The sequence below is a fragment of the Pseudomonas germanica genome (assembly GCF_019614655.1).
GTDB classification, from domain to species: Bacteria; Pseudomonadota; Gammaproteobacteria; order Pseudomonadales; family Pseudomonadaceae; genus Aquipseudomonas; species Aquipseudomonas neuropathica.
Genome location: NZ_CP071586.1, coordinates 5,874,191 through 5,894,129 on the forward strand (window position 1 = coordinate 5,874,191; position 19,939 = coordinate 5,894,129).

General features: G+C 58.9%; 18 protein-coding genes, 2 tRNA genes and 1 pseudogene. 11 read left to right on the plus strand and 10 right to left on the minus strand.

The window, feature by feature from the left end:
• The first annotated feature begins 119 nt into the window (after positions 1-119).
• The 8 genes from J0G10_RS25990 (at position 120) to ychF (ending at position 7,041) form a co-directional block, all read left to right on the plus strand.
• Positions 120-1,844 carry a tetratricopeptide repeat protein gene (locus J0G10_RS25990; RefSeq protein ID WP_095050605.1) on the plus strand — a complete coding sequence of 575 codons (1,725 nt, stop codon included), beginning with the start codon at positions 120-122 and terminating at the stop codon, positions 1,842-1,844.
• A 3-nt stretch (positions 1,845-1,847) separates the two neighbouring features.
• Positions 1,848-2,465, plus strand: a complete 618-nt coding sequence (gene lolB / locus J0G10_RS25995; RefSeq protein WP_220556988.1) for a lipoprotein insertase outer membrane protein LolB — start codon at positions 1,848-1,850, stop codon at positions 2,463-2,465.
• Positions 2,466-2,468: 3 nt separating this feature from the next.
• Positions 2,469-3,320 carry a 4-(cytidine 5'-diphospho)-2-C-methyl-D-erythritol kinase gene (gene ispE / locus J0G10_RS26000; protein ID WP_095050603.1) on the plus strand — a complete coding sequence of 284 codons (852 nt, stop codon included), beginning with the start codon at positions 2,469-2,471 and terminating at the stop codon, positions 3,318-3,320.
• Between the two features lie 36 nt (positions 3,321-3,356).
• Positions 3,357-3,431 (plus strand) — tRNA-Gln (locus J0G10_RS26005).
• A 45-nt stretch (positions 3,432-3,476) separates the two neighbouring features.
• Complete coding sequence (locus J0G10_RS26010; protein WP_003171603.1) at positions 3,477-4,418, plus strand: ribose-phosphate pyrophosphokinase; 942 nt, start codon at positions 3,477-3,479, stop codon at positions 4,416-4,418.
• A gap of 141 nt (positions 4,419-4,559) precedes the next feature.
• Entirely contained in the window at positions 4,560-5,162 is a 603-nt protein-coding gene (locus J0G10_RS26015) for a 50S ribosomal protein L25/general stress protein Ctc (protein ID WP_095050602.1), read from the plus strand.
• Positions 5,163-5,333: 171 nt separating this feature from the next.
• Positions 5,334-5,918 carry an aminoacyl-tRNA hydrolase gene (gene pth / locus J0G10_RS26020; RefSeq protein WP_008079560.1) on the plus strand — a complete coding sequence of 195 codons (585 nt, stop codon included), beginning with the start codon at positions 5,334-5,336 and terminating at the stop codon, positions 5,916-5,918.
• Between the two features lie 22 nt (positions 5,919-5,940).
• A complete protein-coding gene (gene ychF / locus J0G10_RS26025) occupies positions 5,941-7,041 on the plus strand; it encodes a redox-regulated ATPase YchF (RefSeq protein WP_007912904.1) in 1,101 nt (366 codons plus the stop codon).
• Positions 7,042-7,223: 182 nt separating this feature from the next.
• Here the strand turns inward: ychF and J0G10_RS26030 are convergent, their stop codons facing one another.
• Positions 7,224-8,441: an MFS transporter gene (locus tag J0G10_RS26030; RefSeq protein ID WP_093441447.1), complete on the minus strand. Its 1,218-nt coding sequence runs from the start codon at positions 8,439-8,441 to the stop codon at positions 7,224-7,226.
• Positions 8,442-8,545: 104 nt separating this feature from the next.
• Positions 8,546-8,683, minus strand: coding sequence for a hypothetical protein (locus tag J0G10_RS26035; RefSeq protein WP_156685514.1), 138 nt, complete (start codon positions 8,681-8,683; stop codon positions 8,546-8,548).
• Positions 8,684-8,881: 198 nt separating this feature from the next.
• On the opposite strand from J0G10_RS26035, the gene J0G10_RS26040 reads away from it, so the two are divergent.
• Together J0G10_RS26040 and J0G10_RS26045 are read left to right on the plus strand one after the other, a co-directional pair.
• Positions 8,882-10,939, plus strand: a complete 2,058-nt coding sequence (locus J0G10_RS26040) for a methyl-accepting chemotaxis protein (protein WP_220556989.1) — start codon at positions 8,882-8,884, stop codon at positions 10,937-10,939.
• A gap of 115 nt (positions 10,940-11,054) precedes the next feature.
• Positions 11,055-11,131 (plus strand) — tRNA-Met (locus J0G10_RS26045).
• A 334-nt stretch (positions 11,132-11,465) separates the two neighbouring features.
• Here J0G10_RS26045 and J0G10_RS26050 read toward each other — a convergent pair.
• From J0G10_RS26050 to J0G10_RS26060, 3 genes are all read right to left on the minus strand, one after another.
• On the minus strand, positions 11,466-11,690 hold the full coding sequence (locus J0G10_RS26050; RefSeq protein ID WP_034156047.1) for a SymE family type I addiction module toxin: 225 nt from the start codon (positions 11,688-11,690) through the stop codon (positions 11,466-11,468).
• 79 nt (positions 11,691-11,769) lie between these two features.
• Complete coding sequence (locus J0G10_RS26055; protein WP_245398004.1) at positions 11,770-12,162, minus strand: helix-turn-helix domain-containing protein; 393 nt, start codon at positions 12,160-12,162, stop codon at positions 11,770-11,772.
• Between the two features lie 190 nt (positions 12,163-12,352).
• Positions 12,353-13,453 carry a DUF2817 domain-containing protein gene (locus J0G10_RS26060; protein WP_220556990.1) on the minus strand — a complete coding sequence of 367 codons (1,101 nt, stop codon included), beginning with the start codon at positions 13,451-13,453 and terminating at the stop codon, positions 12,353-12,355.
• 259 nt (positions 13,454-13,712) lie between these two features.
• Here J0G10_RS26060 and ggt point away from each other — a divergent pair, with 259 nt between their 5' ends.
• A complete protein-coding gene (gene ggt, locus J0G10_RS26065; protein WP_220556991.1) occupies positions 13,713-15,545 on the plus strand; it encodes a gamma-glutamyltransferase in 1,833 nt (610 codons plus the stop codon).
• A gap of 82 nt (positions 15,546-15,627) precedes the next feature.
• On the opposite strand, the gene J0G10_RS26070 is transcribed toward ggt, so the two are convergent.
• The 5 genes and pseudogenes from J0G10_RS26070 to J0G10_RS26085 all read right to left on the minus strand — a co-directional run bounded on the left by J0G10_RS26070 (position 15,628) and on the right by J0G10_RS26085 (position 19,864).
• On the minus strand, positions 15,628-16,260 hold the full coding sequence (locus J0G10_RS26070) for a LysE family translocator (protein WP_220556992.1): 633 nt from the start codon (positions 16,258-16,260) through the stop codon (positions 15,628-15,630).
• A 75-nt stretch (positions 16,261-16,335) separates the two neighbouring features.
• Positions 16,336-16,935: a flavin reductase family protein gene (locus J0G10_RS26075; RefSeq protein WP_095050594.1), complete on the minus strand. Its 600-nt coding sequence runs from the start codon at positions 16,933-16,935 to the stop codon at positions 16,336-16,338.
• Positions 16,936-17,117: 182 nt separating this feature from the next.
• Entirely contained in the window at positions 17,118-17,678 is a 561-nt protein-coding gene (locus J0G10_RS30410; RefSeq protein WP_371748318.1) for a methyl-accepting chemotaxis protein, read from the minus strand.
• Positions 17,658-18,575 (minus strand): annotated as a pseudogene (locus tag J0G10_RS30415) (PAS domain-containing protein); the annotation flags it as partial. The pseudogene J0G10_RS30415 and the gene J0G10_RS30410, both read right to left, overlap by 21 nt.
• The gene (locus tag J0G10_RS26085; RefSeq protein WP_095125799.1) at positions 18,551-19,864 is read right to left on the minus strand and encodes an MFS transporter; all 1,314 of its coding nucleotides are present in this window, start codon (positions 19,862-19,864) and stop codon (positions 18,551-18,553) included. The gene J0G10_RS26085 and the pseudogene J0G10_RS30415, both read right to left, overlap by 25 nt.
• Positions 19,865-19,939: the final 75 nt, after the last annotated feature.

Below are 19,939 nucleotides of genomic sequence, written 5' to 3' on the forward strand. Positions count from 1 at the left end.
ACCGCTGACTATTGTCCCAATCGTCAGCCCCTATAATGGGCACAATTGAGTCTCGGTTATGTTTGGCCGAAGGCTTGTGTCATGATGATCCGACCGCAGGTTAGTCGTCCTCTTCCTATATGAATAGATCTTCCGCGTTGCTCCTCGCTTTTGTCTTCCTCAGCGGCTGCCAGGCCTTGGCGCCCGTTTCGCCGGACGGTACGCCTTCGGTCGAAGACACCACGCCCGCGCCTGAAAAGCCCAAGGTTTACAGCTCGTTCAGCGAGGAAACCGTTTTCAGCCTGTTGAGCGCCGAACTCGCCGGCCAGCGCAATCGTTTCGACATTGCCCTGGATAACTACGTAACCCAGGCCATCAACACCCAGGATCCGGGTGTCTCCGAGCGTGCGTTCCGTATCGCCGAATATCTGGGCGCCGATCAACCGGCCCTCGATACCGCGCTGATCTGGGCGAAAAACGCCCCGGACGACCTCGAAGCGCAACGCGCCGCGGCCGTGCAACTGGCGCGTGCCGGGCGTTATGACGACTCGATGGTCTATATGGAGAAAGTCCTGCAGGGTAAGGGCGATACCCATTTCGACTTCCTCGCGCTGTCGGCCGCCGATACCGATCAGGAAACCCGTAACGGCCTGATGAAAAGTTTCGACCGTTTGTTGCAGCGCCATCCGAACAACAGCCAGCTGATTTTCGGCAAGGCCCTGTTGTTGCAACAGGACGGCGACAACAAAGCCGCACTGGCATTGCTCGAAGACCACCCGCCGGAAGAAGGCGAGATCGCCCCGATTCTGCTGCGCGCGCGCCTGCTGCAATTGCTGAACCGTGGCGACGAAGCGCTGCCCCTGCTGCAAAAAAGCATCAAGAAGTACCCGGACGACAAACGCCTGCGCCTGACTTACGCGCGCATGCTGGTTGAGCAAGACCGCATGGACGACGCCAAGGCCGAGTTTTCCAGTCTGGTTCAGCAATACCCGGAAGACGACGAACTGCGTTACTCGCTGGCCTTGGTCTGCCTGGAAGCCAAGGCCTGGGACGAGGCCAAGGGTTATCTGGAAGATTTGATCGCCCGCGAAAGTCACGTCGATTCGGCGCACCTGAACCTCGGTCGCATCGCTGAAGAGCGCAACGACCCGCAAGGCGCCCTTATCGAATACGCCCAGGTTGGCCCGGGCAATGATTATCTGCCGGCGCAATTGCGTCAGGCCGATATCTTGATGAACAACGGCAAGACCGCTGAAGCGCAGAGCAAACTCGCCGCCCAGCGCGACGAGCAACCGGATTACGCGATTCAGCTCTATCTGATCGAATCGGAAACCCTGTCGGCCAACAAACAGGACGACAAGGCCTGGAAAGTATTGCAACACGCCTTGCAGCAATACCCGGACGACCTGAATCTGCTCTACACCCGGGCGATGCTCGCGGAAAAACGCAATGATCTGGCACAGATGGAAAAAGACCTGCGCCTGATCATCAAGCGCGATCCGGACAACGCCATGGCGCTTAACGCGCTCGGCTACACCTTGTCCGACCGCACCACACGCTACGCTGAAGCGAAAGCGCTGATCGAGCAGGCGCACCAGATCAATCCGGAAGACCCAGCCGTACTCGACAGCCTCGGCTGGGTGAATTACCGCCTGGGCAATCTGGATGACGCCGAGAAATATCTGCGTCAGGCGCTGGAGCGCTTCCCTGATCACGAGGTCGCCGCGCACCTCGGTGAAGTGTTGTGGACCAAGGGCAACCAGCGTGAAGCCAAACAAATCTGGGGCAAATTCCTCAAGGATCAGCCCGACAGCACCATTCTGCGCAGCACCATCAAGCGCCTGACCGGATCCGAGACTCTCTAACCCATGTTTTCGCGCCACGTTATTGTTTTCAGCTTCATCGCCCTGCTCGCCGGCTGCTCGGGTTTTGGTACCCGCGAATCGGTCGAGGGCCACGGCAGTCCGGCTCAATGGGCCGCTAACAAACAACAGCTGACCGGCCTTGATGGCTGGCAGATCGACGGCAAGATCGGTATCCGCGCACCGAAAGATTCCGGTAGCGGCACGCTGTTCTGGCTGCAACGTCAGGATTACTACGACATTCGTTTGTCCGGCCCGCTGGGTCGTGGCGCCGCGCGACTGACCGGGCGTCCGGGCAAAGTGTCGCTGGAAGTCGCCAATCAGGGGCGCTACGAATCGCAGTCCCCGGAAGCCTTGCTCGAAGAACAGCTTGGCTGGAAACTGCCGGTGTCGAATCTGGCCTGGTGGGTGCGTGGCCTGCCCGCTCCAGACAGCAAAAGTCGCCTGAACCTGGACGCCGACAGCCGTCTGGCCAACCTGGAACAGGATGGCTGGAAGGTCGAATACACCGCTTACACCGAACAAAACGGTTACTGGTTGCCCGAGCGCATCAAACTGCACGGCAATGACCTCGACGTGACGCTGGTGATCAAGACCTGGCAACCGCGCAAGTTGGGGCAGTAACCCATGACCGCTGCACGCCTGACCCTGCCGTCGCCGGCCAAACTCAACCTGATGCTGCACATTCTCGGTCGCCGTGAAGACGGTTATCACGAGTTGCAGACGCTGTTTCAGTTTGTCGATTACGGCGATGAAATCACTTTTGCCGTGCGTGATGACGGTGTGATTCAACTGCACACCGAGTTCGCCGGCGTGCCGCATGACAGCAACCTGATCGTGCGTGCAGCAAAAATGCTCCAGCAACAGTCCGGTTGCACGCTCGGCATCGATATCTGGATTGATAAAGTCCTGCCCATGGGCGGCGGCATCGGTGGCGGCAGTTCGAACGCGGCGACGACTTTGCTCGGCCTGAATCATTTGTGGCAGTTGAGCTGGGATGAAGATCGCCTGGCCGCACTGGGCCTTTCGCTGGGGGCCGACGTACCGGTTTTCGTCCGTGGCCACGCGGCGTTTGCCGAGGGCGTGGGCGAGAAACTCACCCCCGTGGATCCCGAAGAACCGTGGTATCTGGTGCTCGTGCCGCAAGTCTCTGTAAGTACGGCAGAAATTTTTTCCGATCCTTTGTTGACACGTAACACGCCGCCCATTAAAGTGCGCCCCGTTCCCGAGGGAAACAGTCGAAATGACTGCTTGCCGGTGGTTGCAAGGCGTTATCCAGAAGTACGTAACGCATTGGATTTGTTAGGTAAATTTACCGAAGCAAAGCTCACCGGAACTGGAAGTTGTGTGTTTGGGGGCTTCCCAAGCAAAGCTGAAGCTGATAAAGTCTCGGCCCTTCTGACAGAGACCCTTACAGGGTTTGTAGCCAAAGGCAGCAACGTTTCGATGTTGCACCGCAAGCTGCAAAGTCTGCTCTAAAGGAACCAAGTGCACGGCACTTGATGCAACAGATACAGGGGCGTCGCCAAGCGGTAAGGCAGCAGGTTTTGATCCTGCCATGCGTTGGTTCGAATCCAGCCGCCCCTGCCATTTTCTATACTCATCCAGGTTACCCTCAGCCTCTAGGTACTGCGCGTGTCCAAGATGATGGTCTTTACGGGGAATGCTAACCCCGATCTGGCTCGGCGTGTTGTACGTCAGCTGCATATCCCTCTCGGTGACATCTCTGTCGGTAAGTTCTCCGACGGCGAAATTACTGCCGAGATCAATGAAAACGTTCGCGGTAAAGACGTTTTCATTATTCAGCCGACTTGCGCCCCGACCAACGATAACCTGATGGAACTGGTAGTGATGGCTGATGCCTTCCGCCGCTCCTCGGCTACTCGTATCACTGCTGTTATTCCTTATTTTGGTTATGCCCGTCAGGATCGCCGTCCGCGTTCCGCACGTGTGGCTATCAGCGCGAAAGTCGTTGCTGACATGCTTACCGTAGTCGGCATCGACCGTGTTCTCACGGTTGATCTGCATGCTGACCAGATTCAGGGTTTCTTCGATATTCCGGTAGATAACATCTACGGCTCCCCGGTTCTGGTGGATGACATTGAAGATCAGCGCTTCGAAAACCTGATGATCGTATCCCCGGACATTGGTGGCGTCGTGCGTGCACGTGCCGTTGCCAAATCCCTGGGCGTGGATCTCGGGATCATCGACAAACGCCGTGAGAAAGCCAATCACTCTGAAGTGATGCATATCATCGGTGATGTCGAAGGGCGTACCTGCATTCTGGTCGATGACATGGTCGATACCGCCGGCACTCTGTGCCACGCGGCCAAGGCCCTGAAAGAGCATGGCGCAGCCAAGGTCTTTGCCTACTGCACACACCCTGTGCTGTCGGGTCGGGCCATCGAGAATATCGAAAATTCCGTGCTGGACGAGCTGGTGGTGACTAACACCATCCCGCTGTCCGCTGCAGCACAAGCCTGTGCACGTATCCGTCAACTGGATATCGCACCGGTTGTTGCCGAAGCGGTTCGCCGCATCAGCAATGAAGAATCGATCAGCGCGATGTTCCGTTAAGGGCCCTGCCCTTCTCGAAATGTCTCGTTGACGAAAAGCGCCCCGCCCCGGCATTCCTGCCGGGGCGGGGCTTTTTTGCCCATACCGTGTTCGGCGCTGGTCGCAAACGCCACTCGGTCATGGCTATTTTGGAGATACAAAATGAACGATTTTACTCTGAATGCTGAAGTGCGTTCCGACCTGGGGAAAGGTGCGAGCCGCCGCCTGCGTCGTCTCGCCGCTCTGGTTCCAGCTGTTGTTTACGGTGGCGAAAAAGCCCCTGAATCCATCAGCATGCTGGCCAAAGAAGTTGCCAAACTGCTCGAAAACGAAGCTGCCTACAGCCACGTTATCGAACTGAACGTTGGCGGCAAAAAGCAGAACGTCATCATCAAAGCTCTGCAACGTCACCCGTCCAAGGGTCACGTTCTGCACGCTGACTTCGTACGCGTCGTAGCCGGTCAGAAACTGACCGCTATCGTGCCTGTGCACTTTGTTGGTGAAGAAGCTCCGATCAAGAAAGGCGGCGAGATCTCGCACGTCCTGAACGAAATCGAAGTAACTTGCCTGCCGAAAGATCTGCCTGAGTTCATCGAAGTCGACCTGTCGGCTCTGGAAATCGGCGCAATCGTCCACCTGTCCGACCTCAAAGCCCCTAAAGGCGTTGAGTTCGTTGCACTGGCTCACGGTGACGACAAAGCTGTTGCAAACGTACACGCTCCACGCGTTGCTCCAGAAGCTACCGAAGAAGGCGCAGCAGAGTAATTCACTCTGTTTAGCCTGAGTGAGCAAGTAACATCGCGGACTGGAACGTAGCGAGAAAGCGGGCGAGAACGCGGAGTTTACATCCATGGTAAATGAGCATTTTTCGTCCACTTTCGCCGCTTTGCCTGATTGCGGCGATGTTACTCACCACTCAAAGGAAGGGCCCCTATCGTGACTGCCATCAAACTGATCGTTGGCCTGGGTAATCCAGGCGCCGAATACGACCAGACCCGGCATAACGCAGGGGCCCTTTTTGTTGAGCGCATCGCCCACGCACAGAATGTGAATCTTGTGGCCGATCGCAAATATTTTGGCCTGACCGGGCGCTATTCGCATCAGGGTCAGGATGTTCGTCTGCTGATTCCCACCACTTACATGAACCGCAGCGGCCAGGCCGTGGCGGCACTCGCCGGTTTCTTCCGCATCAAGCCTGAAGAAATTCTGGTGGCGCATGACGAACTCGACTTGCCTCCGGGCGTTGCCAAGCTCAAGCAGGGCGGCGGCCATGGCGGTCACAACGGGTTGCGCGACATCATTGCGCAACTGGGCAATCAGAATACGTTCTACCGCCTGCGGCTTGGCATTGGCCACCCGGGCGTCGCCAGTATGGTTTCAAATTTCGTCCTGGGTCGTGCGCCACGCGCCGAACAGGAAAAACTCGATGCCAGCATCGACTTTGCCCTCGGCGTGCTGCCGGATATCCTCGCCGGTGAATGGAACCGCGCGATGAAAAACCTGCACAGCCAGAAGGCCTGACTCTACTCCGAGGGGAAACACCATGGGATTCAATTGCGGCATCGTCGGCCTGCCTAACGTCGGCAAGTCCACCCTGTTCAACGCCCTGACCAAATCCGGTATCGCGGCCGAGAACTTCCCCTTCTGCACCATCGAGCCGAACAGCGGCATCGTGCCGATGCCGGATCCGCGCCTGGAAGCACTGGCGGCCATCGTCAATCCGAAGCGCATCCTGCCGACCACCATGGAATTCGTCGACATCGCAGGCCTGGTGGCCGGCGCCTCGAAAGGTGAGGGCCTGGGCAACAAGTTCCTCGCCAACATCCGCGAGACCGACGCCATCGCTCACGTGGTGCGCTGCTTCGAAGACGAAAACGTGATCCACGTTTCCAACAGCGTCGACCCGAAACGCGACATCGAAATCATCGACCTGGAACTGATCTTCGCCGACCTCGACAGCTGCGAGAAGCAACTGCAGAAAGTTGCGCGCAACGCCAAGGGCGGTGACAAGGATGCAGTCGTTCAGAAAGCATTGCTTGAGCAACTGATCGCGCACTTCACCGAAGCCAAGCCGGCGCGCAGCCTGATGAAGAACATGAGCGCTGACGAAAAGGCCGTGATCAAGGGCTTCCACCTGCTGACCACCAAACCGGTCATGTACATCGCCAACGTCGCTGAAGACGGTTTCGAGAACAATCCGCACCTGGACGTGGTTCGCGCCATTGCCGAAGAAGAAGGCGCGATGGTCGTTCCGGTCTGCAACAAGATCGAAGCGGAAATCGCCGAACTCGATGACGGCGAAGAGAAGGACATGTTCCTCGAGGCCCTGGGCCTGGAAGAGCCTGGCCTGAACCGCGTGATCCGCGCCGGTTACGAAATGCTGCACCTGCAGACCTACTTCACCGCCGGTGTCGAAGAAGTCCGCGCCTGGACCGTCAAAGTCGGTGCCACCGCACCTCAGGCTGCCGGCGTGATCCACACCGACTTCGAGAAAGGCTTCATCCGTGCCGAAGTCATCGCCTACAACGACTTCATCCAGTACAAGGGCGAAGCCGGTACCAAAGAAGCCGGTAAATGGCGCCTGGAAGGCAAGGATTACATCGTCAAGGACGGCGACGTGATGCACTTCCGCTTCAACGTGTAAGCGTTACGCCCAAGAAAAAGCCGCGTTTGATACGCGGCTTTTTTGTGCCTGAAATTTATGCCTCAACACATTCCCCCTGTAGGAGTGAGCCTGCTCGCGATAGCGTTCTATCAGCTACAGATGTGCTGACTGACACACCGCTATCGCGAGCAGGCTCACTCCTACAATGGGAAATGCGTGAATCAGGCCTTTTTGGTACGCGGCAAGAAGATTGCCAACACGCCAAACAACGGCAGGAACGAGCAGAGGAAATACACGTACTCAATCCCGTGAATATCCGCCAGGTGCCCCAGCAACGCCGCGCCAATCCCGCCAAAACCAAACATCAAACCGAAGAACACCCCGGCAATCATCCCGACATTACCCGGAACCAGTTCCTGCGCGTACACCACAATCGCCGAGAACGCTGAAGCCAGAATGAAGCCGATCACCACGCTGAGGACGCTGGTCCAAAACAGATCAACGTGGGGCATCAGCAGCGTGAACGGCGCGACGCCGAGGATCGAGAACCAGATCACCGCCTTACGCCCGATCTTGTCGCCGATCGGCCCGCCAAAGAACGTGCCCGCCGCCACCGCACCGAGGAACAGGAACAGGTGCAACTGCGAACTGGCCACCGACAGGTCGAACTTCTCGATCAGGTAGAACGTGAAATAGCTCGTGAGGCTGGCCATGTAGAAATACTTGGAGAACACCAACAGCCCCAGCACCACCAACGCACTGGTCACCCTGCCCTTCGACAGCCCGTGAGTCGCTGCCTGACCGGCCTTGAGCTTGAACAGGTTCAAGTGATGGGCGTACCAGCGACTGATGCGGTACAGCACGAATAACGCAAACACCGCGAACAAGCCGAACCACGCCACGTTGGCCTGACCGAACGGAATGATGATCGCCGCCGCCAGCAACGGGCCGAACGCGGAACCGGCGTTACCGCCGACCTGAAAGGTCGACTGCGCCAGGCCAAAGCGTCCGCCCGAGGCCAGTCGTGCGATCCGCGAGGCTTCGGGGTGGAACGTCGAGGAACCGATACCGATGAGCGCCGCCGCCAGCAGAATCAAGGGGAAGCTGCCAACCATCGACATCATCACGATGCCAATCAACGTGCAAATCGACCCCGCCGGCAACAGCCAGGGTTTCGGATGCCGATCGGTGTGATAACCGACCCACGGCTGCAACAAAGATGCGGTCAGCTGAAAGGTCAGAGTAATCAGGCCGACCTGAGTAAAGGTCAGGCCGTAATTGGCCTTGAGCATCGGGTAGATCGACGGCAATACCGACTGGATCAGGTCGTTGATCAAATGCGCCAGCGCCACCGCGCCGATGATACGCATCACCAATGGGCTGCTTTGCGGAGCAGCGGGCGCCGAGGCAGCGGCGGTCTGAACGTTGCTGATAGCCATGAAAGTTTCCGGACAGCAGATGGGTGCACGCAGGCAGGTGCGTCAATGTGCCATTTTTCGGTGCGCCAGCGCCATCCCCTTAGCCAGCTAACTAACCAACTGAATCACAGATCAATTCCTGTCGGAGCTGCCGCAGGCTGCGATCTTTTGATCTTGATCTTAAAAACAAAGATCAAAAGATCGCAGCCTGCGTCAGCTCCTACAGGGGCAGGGTGTTCGGCAAGATGATAGCGCAACGCCATGGTCTGAATCTTGCCTTGTTTCATCCCTTGAACGCGGGCGCCTTACAAAGGCGACCGACATTGGGAAGTTTCGCTACAGAGCCGGCCTACAGAGCGGGCGAGAGTGAACTTTCGAGGCCTTTTAGCAGGGCACAACATCAACGTCGAACGACCGCGATGCACGCCAATGGTGCGTGGTGTCCAGAGGAGTCATGAGGCATGCAGGCTTTCCTTTCACCGGGGATCAAATTGCTGGGGCGGTTTGGCTTCGCAGGTAAATTCCAGTTGTTGTTTCTGCTGTTCATTCTGCCGTTGGCCGGCAGCCTGTTGATGATTGGCCAGGACTATCGCGACAAACTCAATCTGATTTCCGGCGAACGTGCCGGCGTGCGTCAGTTGCTCGCGCTGGATGCGCTGGACAACCTGCTCGCCGCCCAACGTGACCGCGCCGCGCGTTGGCGCGCCACGGAAACCAATCGCCAACCGACGCCGGCCACCCTCGCCGCCATGGGCGCATTCGACGCGGTGCAACCGGCGGTTCTGCAAGCCACCACCGATTTAGGCGCTGCGCTGAAAAATGAAGGCGCCGAGGGGGAAACACTCACCCGCTATCAAGCGCTGCAAACCGCGCTCAACGGCCTGGACTCGAAAAGCCTCAGCGGTGTCGGTTGGTGGCCGGACGGTTACGACCGTTTCACCAACGCCCTCAGCGCCCTGCAAGCGTTGCGCGAGCAGATCGTCATGGACAATCGCCTGACCCTCGCGCCGTGGCTGGAAACCTATCTGCTCACGCAGATCTCCACGCAACACGCCCCGGACCTGATCGAACGCGTTGGACGCCTTGCCGCCGTCGGCCAGGCCTCGGTCGTCTCCGGCCAATTCACCCTGCAAAGCCGTTTGCAGTTGCGCGACCTGCGCAGCCGCATCGGTGACGCCCGCGAGCAACTGGTCAAAACGGCCACGCTGCTCGAAGCACGTCTGCCGCAAGATCAGCAGAGCTGGGCCAGCCAATACCACGACAGCCTCAAAAACCTCGACAGCGGTCTGAAGGTGTTGGACGACGGCGTGTTCGGCGGCTCTATCAATCTCAAACCCGAAGAGTTCGAACGCAGCCTCGATGCGCTGCTGACCGACCTAGCCTCACTGCGCCAGCAATCGCTGGTGTCGCTGGATCAACGACTCGATGCCTACCACAGCTCGGCGATTCGTCAGTTCATCATCGTCGCGGCGATTTTCGGCTGCCTGCTGCTCGCGGCGTTGTACCTGTTTGTCTGCCTGCAAGCCTCGATCCGTCGCAGCGCCAGCGGCATCACCCTACTCGCCGAAGCCCTGCGCGATGGCAATCTGAGTTTGCAAGTGCCGGTCGTGGGTCGTGATGAACTCGCGGCGATCAGCACTGCACTCAACGTGGCCGTGGTGCAACTGCGTAGCAGCATGCTTGGCGTCGATCACGAGACTTCGCAACTGAGCAGCGCCGTGCGCAGTCTCAACGAGCATTCCAGCGGCGCCCTCAGCGAAGTCGAGGCGCAACAGTTGCAGATCAGCCAGATCGCCGCTGCTGCCACGCAATTGGCCGCGACCTCGCAAGGCGTGGCGCAAAGCTGCGAACAGGCCTCCGGCAGCGCTCAGCACACCCGGCGCATTGCCGCTGACAGCAGCCGCGATAGCCAACGCACTACGGCAAGTATTCAGCAGCTCAATCAGCGTTTGAACGAAACTGCAGCGGCACTCGGTCGGGTCAGTGAACAAGGTCAGCAGATTCAATTGGTGGTCGACACCATTCGCGGTGTTGCCGAACAGACCAACCTGCTCGCGCTCAACGCAGCCATTGAAGCCGCACGCGCCGGTGAACAGGGTCGCGGCTTTGCCGTGGTCGCCGACGAGGTGCGCAGCCTGTCGCAACGTACACAGTCGTCAACTGCGCAGATCGCCGGTACGGTCGACAGTTTGCGCGCAACGGTCAACGAAGCCGTGAGTTTGATGGAAGCTGCCTGCGGCCAGGCGCAAACCGATGCCGAGTCAGTCACCGGTCTCGGTGAACGTTTGGGTGAAATCGCCAGCGCCGTGCAAAGCGTTACCGACACGTTGGCGCAGATCGCCACGGCGGTTGAGGAACAGGCGAGCACCGCCGACGAAGTCAGCGGCAATATCCAGCAGGTCGATCAGGCGGCCGTGCGTCTGCTCGAAGGCGCACGCGCGGTGAACCTTGCGGCGGATACCCTGAGTCGGGGCAGCCACGCCTTGAGCGCCAATACGGCAAGATTTCAGCTGCGTTGATGCCCCGCTCGGCCCGGATTTTCCGGGCTGGAGGATAAGCGGTTGAAAATAAGAAGAAATATTTTAAATTTACGCTTGACGCTTTTCCATTTCAGGGGAATAATGCGCGCCACTTGGCTACATAGCTCAGTTGGTTAGAGCATAGCATTCATAATGCTGGGGTCCGGGGTTCAAGTCCCTGTGTAGCCACCAAGTACTAAAAACGGCTTACCGAAAGGTAGGCCGTTTTTTTATGCCTGCAATAATCCCCCCTCCGGCTCCCCACCTACAGAAGGCCTTTCTTCAGCCCTTTCGATTGGATCAGTGCTTACAGTTTGCACTTCGCCTTTTTTCACATAAGCCAATATCAAATTCAAGATAATGCCTTCCTCACAATCAGGCTTTTAGCCAAGTAATACCGGCCTCGCCCGCCACAAAATTCAAGATAATCAAAAGCGCTATTTGAGAAAAAACGCCGCTATCCCTTGAGGGTTAGCGGCGTTTTTTCCTACGCAAATAGCGTTGCGGCTTTACTCGGACGATTCATCTATTCCGCTGTAATCACCAGACACCCTTTCATCACACGCACTTTGACGTTCTCGTTCACCTCGAATCCCGCCTGCCGCAACCACAGCCCGCGAAGCCTGATCCAGGGCACCGGTTTGGCGGGGCTGTAGGATTTTTCCTTTGTGTGGACGGGGTAAAAATCAGCGGCGATTTTCAGCCGGCGTTCAGTGATGGGGGTTGATGACGTATGATTGGTTTTAGCCATGATTAGCTCCTGTCTAGCTGCTTTTGGTTAGCGGGGCCAGGGTGTTCGTGCACCTTGGTTCCGCGTTCTTTGGGTTACTTCAAACTTCTTTTTCTTCGTTGCTCGTTTTGGTCGCTGCCTGCGCGATCAGCGCGTCGAGCATCTGCGCAATGACCTTCTGTTGGACCTTCGAAAGTTCATTGATGGACTGCAGCCGTCGATACCACGTCGAGGTCAAGCTGCGTCTGGGCCTCTCCGTGTACGAGGGAACGCCGAGCAGGTCTTCAACAGGCACGCGAAGCGCAAATGCCATCTTCACCAGTGTCGTGACCGGCATGCTGCGAGTGCCCTCCTCGTAGCCCTGAAAGGTTTGCCGGGAAAGACCTAAAGCCCGTGCAAACCGAGTCTGTGTGATCTCGTGAACTGTGCGTAAGTGAGCAATGCGACTGCCCATCGCCACCAGAAAATCGCGGTCCTCATTGGAAACACTCATGACAATGGCCGACTGAACATAGAGTTGAATGGCAACGGACTCATCCTTTTCATCTGAAATCCATCCTGGAAAAAACGATAAAAACCATCCTCAGGTAAGGGCGCGTAAGTTGTCGACCTGAAAAATCTGTAGGAAAAATGCAGAGCAACCGCCAAGTTGCGGCGAGGTACTACAGGCGCGAAATGCCTTTTCAGCAAGCCAACGCCGACAACCCTTTCGCCCAGATTTGCCGAGTGCGCAAACCGACCATCGCCCGCCAATCCGGATCAGTTGGATAGAACTGCTCAAGCAGATTCAGTTTGATCTCGCGCCCTATCGCATCCAGCGGATCACCGTGCAAATGCAGCCACTGGTCATCACGCAAATGCCGATGCACATCCGGCCCCGGATACGTCCCGCACTCGATCACGAACGGCATCAATTGCACGTCCGGCAATGCATTAAGCAACGCCTGTGAGGTGTAACCGGTGGCAGTCGCGGCCACTCCGGTTTCGCTCAAGGTGTCGGCGCCGGTGTGCAGGGTGTAAAGCCAAGAGCCATAAATTGCCTGGGCCTGCGCGAGTGCCGGGTAAGGCGCCTGGGTGATGGTCAGCAACATCGGATGACCGTATTCGCCAGCACCGGTGTGCAGGTCAAAACACATCACGGTTTCAGCGCCAGCCAGATGCGTTTTGATGATTTGGTGCAAGGTGCGATTCGACCAGCTCGGCGCGCGGCCGCCGTAAAACAGTCCGTCGGGATGGCTGTGTTGACCACCCTCGACAATCGACATCACCGCCGGCCAGCCGTGTTCGTTGATTTGCGCATCGAGCAAGGCATCCGCACGTTGGCGCTCGGGGCCGTGCAAATCGGTGCAGGCGTAGATTTCATGCAGTGCGGCGTATGCGCGGTTATCCGGTAGCGGCCCGGTGAAATCCAGATGATTGCGGTTGAGGTCGATGTTGTCTTCGTTGACCCGGCGTAACCACGCCGTGCCCCATGGGTTGATCAGGTGAACCATGACCACCGCGACATCCTTGGGCAGCGAACCAGGTTCGAAGGTTTTCAGCCAATCGATCTGGCAGTCCGAGCCGTAATAGCCCTCGACACCGTGCGTACCGCTGAGCGCTACCAGTCGGCGTTTGGCCTGTGGATCGCCGAGCACGGCGACGTCGGTGCTCAGGGGTTCGCCAAAGGGGCCGCAGCGTGGATGGGCGTACGAGGTGAGCGTGGCACCGGCGGCGTTAGCGGCGGCGATGAACTGTTCGCGTTGATCGCGGTAGCTGGATTCGGTGGGGAACTCGCTGTGCATATCGGTCTCTTGTTGATCTTGTAATTGTAGGAGTGAGCCTGCTCGCGATAGCGTTATCACATTCAACATCATTGCTGACTGACCCACCGCTATCGCGAGCGGGCTCACTCCTACAGGGGACGTGTGCGGTCGGTCGATTGCGGTTGACCCTAGCGAACATCCGCCCCGAAAAGAAAGACAAAAATGCCCATCGGTTTGCGTCGCGACCGAGCGGTCGATAAAGTCCCTGAGACTTTTATCCCACGGACGGAGAGCCCGCGTGTTTTCAGCCTTGCCCTTGAGCCGCTTTCGCCTGCCAGCCCTGACGCTGATCATCAGCGCCCTGACCCTCACCGCGTGCAACGCCCCGCCCTCCTCGACTTTGCCGCTGGCCCCGGAAGCCGCTTCCGGTTTCCGCACCGACCTGCAAACCCGTCACGCCAGCAAACACATGGCTGCCGCTGCCAATCCTCTGGCTGCTGAGGCCGGTCGCGAAATGCTGCGTCAAGGCGGTTCGGCGATTGATGCGGCGATTGCGATGCAAGCGGTGCTGACCCTGGTTGAGCCGCAGTCTTCCGGGATCGGCGGCGGCGCAATGATCGTGTTGTGGGACGGTAAACAAGTGCGCACGTATGACGGCCGCGAAACCGCACCGGCCGGCGCGACCGAAAAGCTGTTCTTGCGTGCCGATGGCCAGCCGATGTCGTTCCCTCAGGCGCAGATCGGCGGTCGCTCGGTCGGTACACCGGGCGTGTTGCGCGCGCTGGAGATGGCACACAAACAACACGGTCGCCTGCCGTGGGCCAAGCTGTTTGAACCGGCGATTAAACTGTCCGAGCAAGGCTTTGCCATTTCGCCGCGCCTGCATTCGCTGCTGGAATCAGATCCAGTCATTCGCCAGTCGCAGGACATGGCCAAGTATTTCCTGAACGCCGATGGCAGCGTCAAAGCCGTCGGCACGCGCCTGCAAAACCCGGCTCTGGCCGCAGTGCTCAAACGCATCGCCAACGAAGGTGCGGACGCACTGTACAAAGGCCCAATCGCCGAAGAAATCGTCGCCAAAGTGCAAGGCCACGCCAACCCCGGCAGCCTGTCGCTGAACGATCTGCAGCGCTATCAGGCCAAGGAACGCGCGCCGCTGTGCACCGACTACAAACGCTGGCAGGTCTGCGGCATGCCGCCACCGTCGTCGGGCGGGATCGCCGTGGCGCAGATTCTCGGCACGTTGCAGGCGCTGGAAACCCGCGATCCACGTCTTTCGCTGACACCGCTCAAACCGCTGAAGACCGATAAACCGGCCGGCATTGAACCGGATCCGCAGGCCGTGCATTTGATCGCCGAGGCCGAACGTCTGGCCTACGCCGACCGCGCGCAATACGTCGCCGACACCGACTTCGTGCCGGTGCCGATCAAAGGCCTGGTCGACCCGGGTTATCTGGCCAGCCGCGCCAGCCTGATAGGCGAACGCAGCATGGGCAGCGCCAAACCGGGCACGCCACCGGGTCTGCAGGTCGCCTACGCCCCGGACCGTTCGCCGCTGCGCATCTCCACCTCGCAAGTGGTCGCGGTGGATGACCTCGGCGGCGCTGTGTCGATGACCACCACCATCGAAGCCGCGTTCGGCTCGCACCTGATGGTTCAGGGTTTTCTGCTGAACAACCAGATGACCGACTTCTCGTTCATCCCTGAAGAGAACGGGCAGAAAGTCGCCAACCGCGTCGAACCGGGCAAACGCCCGCGTTCGTCGATGGCGCCAACGCTGATCTTCGATCGCCACAGCGGCGAATTCGTCGCCACGGTCGGCTCGCCGGGCGGTTCGCAAATCATCGAATACGTGGCGAAAACCACCGTCGGCCTGCTCGACTGGAACCTCGACCCGCAAAGCGCCATCAGCCTGCCCAACTTCGGCAGCCGCAATGGCCCGACCGAATTGGAACAAGGCCAGTTCAGCCCGGCGCTGATTCAGGCGCTGAAAGACAAAGGGCATGCGGTAAATGAAATCGACATGACCAGCGGCACCCAGGCCATCGTGCGGGTCAAGAATGCGCAGGGGAAAGCGTCGTTGGAGGGGGGCGCGGATCCACGGCGGGAAGGCGAAGCGTTAGGGGATTGAGGCTAGGACGCAAACAAAAAAGGCTTACCGCGAGGTAGGCCTTTTCTTCATGCAGCGGGTTTAACCCGGAAGATCACCCGACTCAGCGATTCGCCAGCAGATGCGTTCCAAACAACAGATAGCAGCCACCCGCGAACCGATCCAGCCATTGCCGCGAACGCTCGTACACACCAGCGATTCGCCGACTGGCGAAGAACAGCGCCACGCAGCAATACCAGCTGAACGACAGCGTCGCCATGGTCATCACCGCCAGTGCCAGTAACAGTGGCGGGATGTGAGCCGGCATGGCCGTGGCGAAAATGGTGGCGACGAATAATGCTGACTTGGGATTGGTCATGTTGCCCAGAAAGCCGCGGCCATAAGCGCCGAGCAACGTTTGCTGCGAGTCATCCAGCGTACCCGCGACGATCGGCGCCTTGCGCTTGAACTGCTTGAGCCCGAGGTAGATCAGGTAGCAGCCACCGGCAATCTTGAAGCTCAGGTACAGCGTCGGCGCGGCACTGAACAGCGACTGAATGCCCAAGCCACCCGCCAGCCCCCACAACACGGTTCCGCTGGCCACGCCGAGCGCCGCGACTACACCGTGTCGGCGGGAGCGGCTGACCGCGAGTTGCGCGATGTTGAAGAAGTTCGGGCCGGGCGTGACCACGGCCACCGTCCACAACAGGGCCAACGACAGCAACGGCGCCAGATAACTTGAAAGGGAAAGATCCATGGGGCATGCGCCTGATCGGTTCGACGATGCCCTCTACCTTGCAACATCCGGTAATGTTTTGCCATCAGCCTTTATTCAGACCGCTAGCGTCTTACCATCCACCGCATCACCGATCTTGAGGAAATGCCCACCCGCCACGTGGTGCAACGTGCGCAAACCATCGTGCCCTTCGAAATGCCAGCGCCCGTCGCTGAACACACGCTCATCGGCATGGGCGGCGATGACTTCGGCGAGAAACAGGTCGTACTGCTCGTGATTGCGCGGCTCCGGGAGCAAACGGCATTCCAGCCAAGCGACGCAGCCGTCTAGCAAAGGTGCTTCGACTTGTTCGCCATTGAAGGTCTGTAAACCGTAAGCCTGAAATTTGTCTTGTCCCTGGGTTTGGGTGATGTCCAGACCCGACGTATTGCCGACGGTTTGCACGATGTCAGCCTGATTGACGCACGGGACGTTGAGCACGAAGGTGCCGGACGCTTCGAGCAACTGGCGGGTCCAGGTGGATTTGTCGAGGACAACGGCGACTTTCGGCGGTTCGAAATCCAGCGGCATCGCCCAGGCGGCAGCCATGATGTTGCGCTGGCCGTCGTGGGCGGCGCTGACCAGCACGGTCGGCCCGTGGTTGAGCAAACGGTAGGCTTTGTTCAGGGGCACCGGGCGGCGGTGGGAATCGCTCATGGGAATCTGCTCCGGGGAAAAGGAGCCGATTGTAGCGCCAGCATCGAAATACAGGCAGGTGAAAACTCTGTAGGAGCTGCGGCACGCTGCGATCTTTTGATCTTGATGTTGATCCTCGGAGTCAAGATCAAAAGATCGCAGCCTCGTTTCACTCGACAGCTCCTACAGAGGTTGTGTGCAGGTCAGTGGGAGAGTTGATTGGCAAACTGGCCCACTGCGTTGACGACCTTCTGCGCACCGTCCTGAATCTCGACAATCACTGTGCCCGCCTCTGCCGCCAGCGCCAGCCCTTGTTCAGCCTGAAGCTTGCCGTCGGTCATCAGGGCCACGGCATTGCGTGCCATTTCCTGGTTCTGCCGCACCACGGTGACGATCTCTTCAGTCGCCTGACTGGTGCGCGACGCCAGTTGCCGCACTTCGTCAGCCACCACCGCAAAGCCTCGGCCCTGCTCGCCGGCACGGGCCGCTTCGATGGCAGCATTGAGCGCCAGCAGGTTGGTCTGTTCGGCAATGCCGCTGATGGTTTTGACGATGGTGCCGATCACCTGCGACTGCTCGTTCAGCGCTTCGATACCCTCACCGGCGGCCTGCATGTGCCGCGACAGATCACGCATTACGTTTACTGCTTCAGTCACCACCGTGGTACCGCGCTGGGCGGTGCTGTCGGTTTGCTGCGAAGTGCTGTAGGCAATGCTCGCCGCGTCGGCGACGGCTTGCTCGCGGTTGACCTGATCGGTGATCACCGTGGCGAACTTCACCACTTTGTACAGCTTGTTGTTGGCATCGACCACCGGGTTGTAGGACGCCTCCAGCCACACCGTACGACCATGGCTGTCGACACGTTTGAAGCGCTCGGCCACGAACTCGCCATTGTTCAGACGACGCCAGAAATTCTGGTACTCGGCGCTGTTGTATTCCTCCGGCGTGCAGAACATGCGGTGATGTTTGCCCTTGATCTGCGCCAGGCTGTAACCCATGCCGCTGAGAAAGCGATCGTTGGCGTTGAGCACATTACCGTTGAGGTCGAACTCGATTACCGCCGTCGAACGCACCAGCGCACCGATCAGGTTTTCGTGTTCACGCGAGGCTTCGATGGTGCGGGTCAGGTCGCTGGCGTAAAGCGAAATGTGCTTGATCCGCCCGTCCGAAGAACGCACCGGTTGCACGATGGAACGCAGCCACGCCTCCTCACCATTGCCGCGCAACAGGCGCACGGCACCGGCGAAATGCTCGCCGCGGGTCATGGCGTTTTTGAAGCGGTGATGGAATTCGTCGGTCTTTACGTGGGCCGGGACGATATCTTCAATCGCTCGACCGATCAGGTCCTGGCTCTTGTAGAACATCTCGGTGAGGAAGTTCTGGTTGACCGATTGAATGCGCCCGTCAGGTTCCAGGCACAGCACCAGCATCTCGCTTTCCAGGCTTTCCTTCACCTGCACAAGGCTGGAGAGTTCTTCACGAAGAGCGGTCAGCTCTTGCTTCAGGCGTTTGTTGAACATGGGGAAGTACCGATGGGCAGGATAGAAAGCGGGATACAGCCTAGCCATCGGCCTTGAAAAGCTTTTCTGAAGAGCGTTTACGACCCGTCGGTCAAAAATAGTTCGAGCGAACGCTGTCAGGCAGCTCCGGCCACCTGACATTGTCCTGTGCGCGGCATTCGCGCGCCAAAATACGCTGCCGTCAATAGCCCCACAACGCCCATCACCGCGCAGAACATCACACAGACCCACGGGCTCCACGGCATCAGACCGATCAACAACAGCGGTGTAATGCTCGCCCACGCCGCGTAGGCAATGTTGTAGGTGAAGGAAATGCCGGACACGCGGATACGCGCGGGGAACAAGCCGACCATCACTGATGGCACAGCGCCGACGACACCGCACGCCAGACCAGCAATGGCATACGCAATGCCAATCCACTCGCCACCGCTGATCAGGCAGCCATAAAGCACACCGATACCCAATGGCAGCAGCAGACTGTAGAGCATGACCGTGCGCCAGGCACCGAGGCGATCAACCAACAGACCGGCAATCACACAGCCGATATTGAGGAAGACGATGCCCAACGCGCTGAGGGCGAAGGTGTGGCTGGCGGTCATGCCGAAGGTTTTCTGCATCATGGTCGGGGTGATGACGACGAACACCACTACCGCCGAAGTCAGCACGCAGGTCAGCAACATCGCTGGCAGCATCGCCAGTCGATGTTCGCGCAACACCGTACGCAGCGGCAGTTCGACCCGCGCCTCGCGTTGCGCCTCCATGGCCATGAACACCGGGGTTTCGCTCAACCAGCGCCGCAGGTAAACGCCGATCACGCCGAACACACCACCGAGCAGGAACGGATAACGCCAGGCGTAATCGAGGATTTCCGCCGGGGTGAAGACTTGCGCGAGGAACGTCGCGGTCAGCGCGCCGATCAGATAACCGAAGGTCAGCCCGGCCTGCAAAAAGCCCAACGCGTAACCACGATGGCCGGCCGGTGCGTGCTCGGCGACAAACACCCAGGCACTCGGCACCTCCCCGCCGACCGCCGCGCCCTGCAGGATGCGCAGCGCCAGCAACAGCAGCGGCGCGAAATAACCGATCTGGGCATAAGTCGGCATGATCCCGATCAGCAGGCACGGCAGCGCCATCATCAGGATGCTCAGGCTGAAGACTTTCTTGCGCCCGAGTTTGTCGGCGAAATGCGCCATCAGAATCCCGCCCAGCGGCCGCGCCAAATAACCGGTGACGAAAATCCCGAAGCTTTGCAGCAGGCGCAGCCATTCGGGCATTTCCGGCGGGAAGAACAACTGGCTGAGGGTCAGGGCGAAGAATACGAAAATGATGAAATCGTAAATCTCCAGCGCCCCGCCAAGGGCCGCAAGGCCGAGGGTCTTGTAGTCGGAACGGCTGAACGGCACGGGTTTGGCCGTGGTTTGGGCGGTCATGGCAAAGAACTCTGGCAGGCAAAAAACCAAGGCGCCCATGGTCTACGTAAATGGGCTGGTGGACAACCCGTTAGA

Bases quoted from the DNA above. Each gene is read 5' to 3' on its own strand.
- J0G10_RS26055 (WP_245398004.1), bottom strand. From the start codon at position 12,162: ATGAGTGTTTCCAATGAGGACCGCGATTTTCTGGTGGCGATGGGCAGT.
- J0G10_RS26050 (WP_034156047.1), bottom strand. From the start codon at position 11,690: ATGGCTAAAACCAATCATACGTCATCAACCCCCATCACTGAACGCCGG.
- lolB (WP_220556988.1), top strand. From the start codon at position 1,848: ATGTTTTCGCGCCACGTTATTGTTTTCAGCTTCATCGCCCTGCTCGCC.
- J0G10_RS26075 (WP_095050594.1), bottom strand. From the start codon at position 16,935: ATGAGCGATTCCCACCGCCGCCCGGTGCCCCTGAACAAAGCCTACCGT.
- ispE (WP_095050603.1), top strand. From the start codon at position 2,469: ATGACCGCTGCACGCCTGACCCTGCCGTCGCCGGCCAAACTCAACCTG.
- J0G10_RS26040 (WP_220556989.1), top strand. From the start codon at position 8,882: ATGCAGGCTTTCCTTTCACCGGGGATCAAATTGCTGGGGCGGTTTGGC.
- J0G10_RS26070 (WP_220556992.1), bottom strand. From the start codon at position 16,260: ATGGATCTTTCCCTTTCAAGTTATCTGGCGCCGTTGCTGTCGTTGGCC.
- J0G10_RS26085 (WP_095125799.1), bottom strand. From the start codon at position 19,864: ATGACCGCCCAAACCACGGCCAAACCCGTGCCGTTCAGCCGTTCCGAC.
- J0G10_RS26035 (WP_156685514.1), bottom strand. From the start codon at position 8,683: ATGGCGTTGCGCTATCATCTTGCCGAACACCCTGCCCCTGTAGGAGCT.
- J0G10_RS25990 (WP_095050605.1), top strand. From the start codon at position 120: ATGAATAGATCTTCCGCGTTGCTCCTCGCTTTTGTCTTCCTCAGCGGC.
- J0G10_RS26030 (WP_093441447.1), bottom strand. From the start codon at position 8,441: ATGGCTATCAGCAACGTTCAGACCGCCGCTGCCTCGGCGCCCGCTGCT.
- J0G10_RS26060 (WP_220556990.1), bottom strand. From the start codon at position 13,453: ATGCACAGCGAGTTCCCCACCGAATCCAGCTACCGCGATCAACGCGAA.
- ychF (WP_007912904.1), top strand. From the start codon at position 5,941: ATGGGATTCAATTGCGGCATCGTCGGCCTGCCTAACGTCGGCAAGTCC.
- J0G10_RS26015 (WP_095050602.1), top strand. From the start codon at position 4,560: ATGAACGATTTTACTCTGAATGCTGAAGTGCGTTCCGACCTGGGGAAA.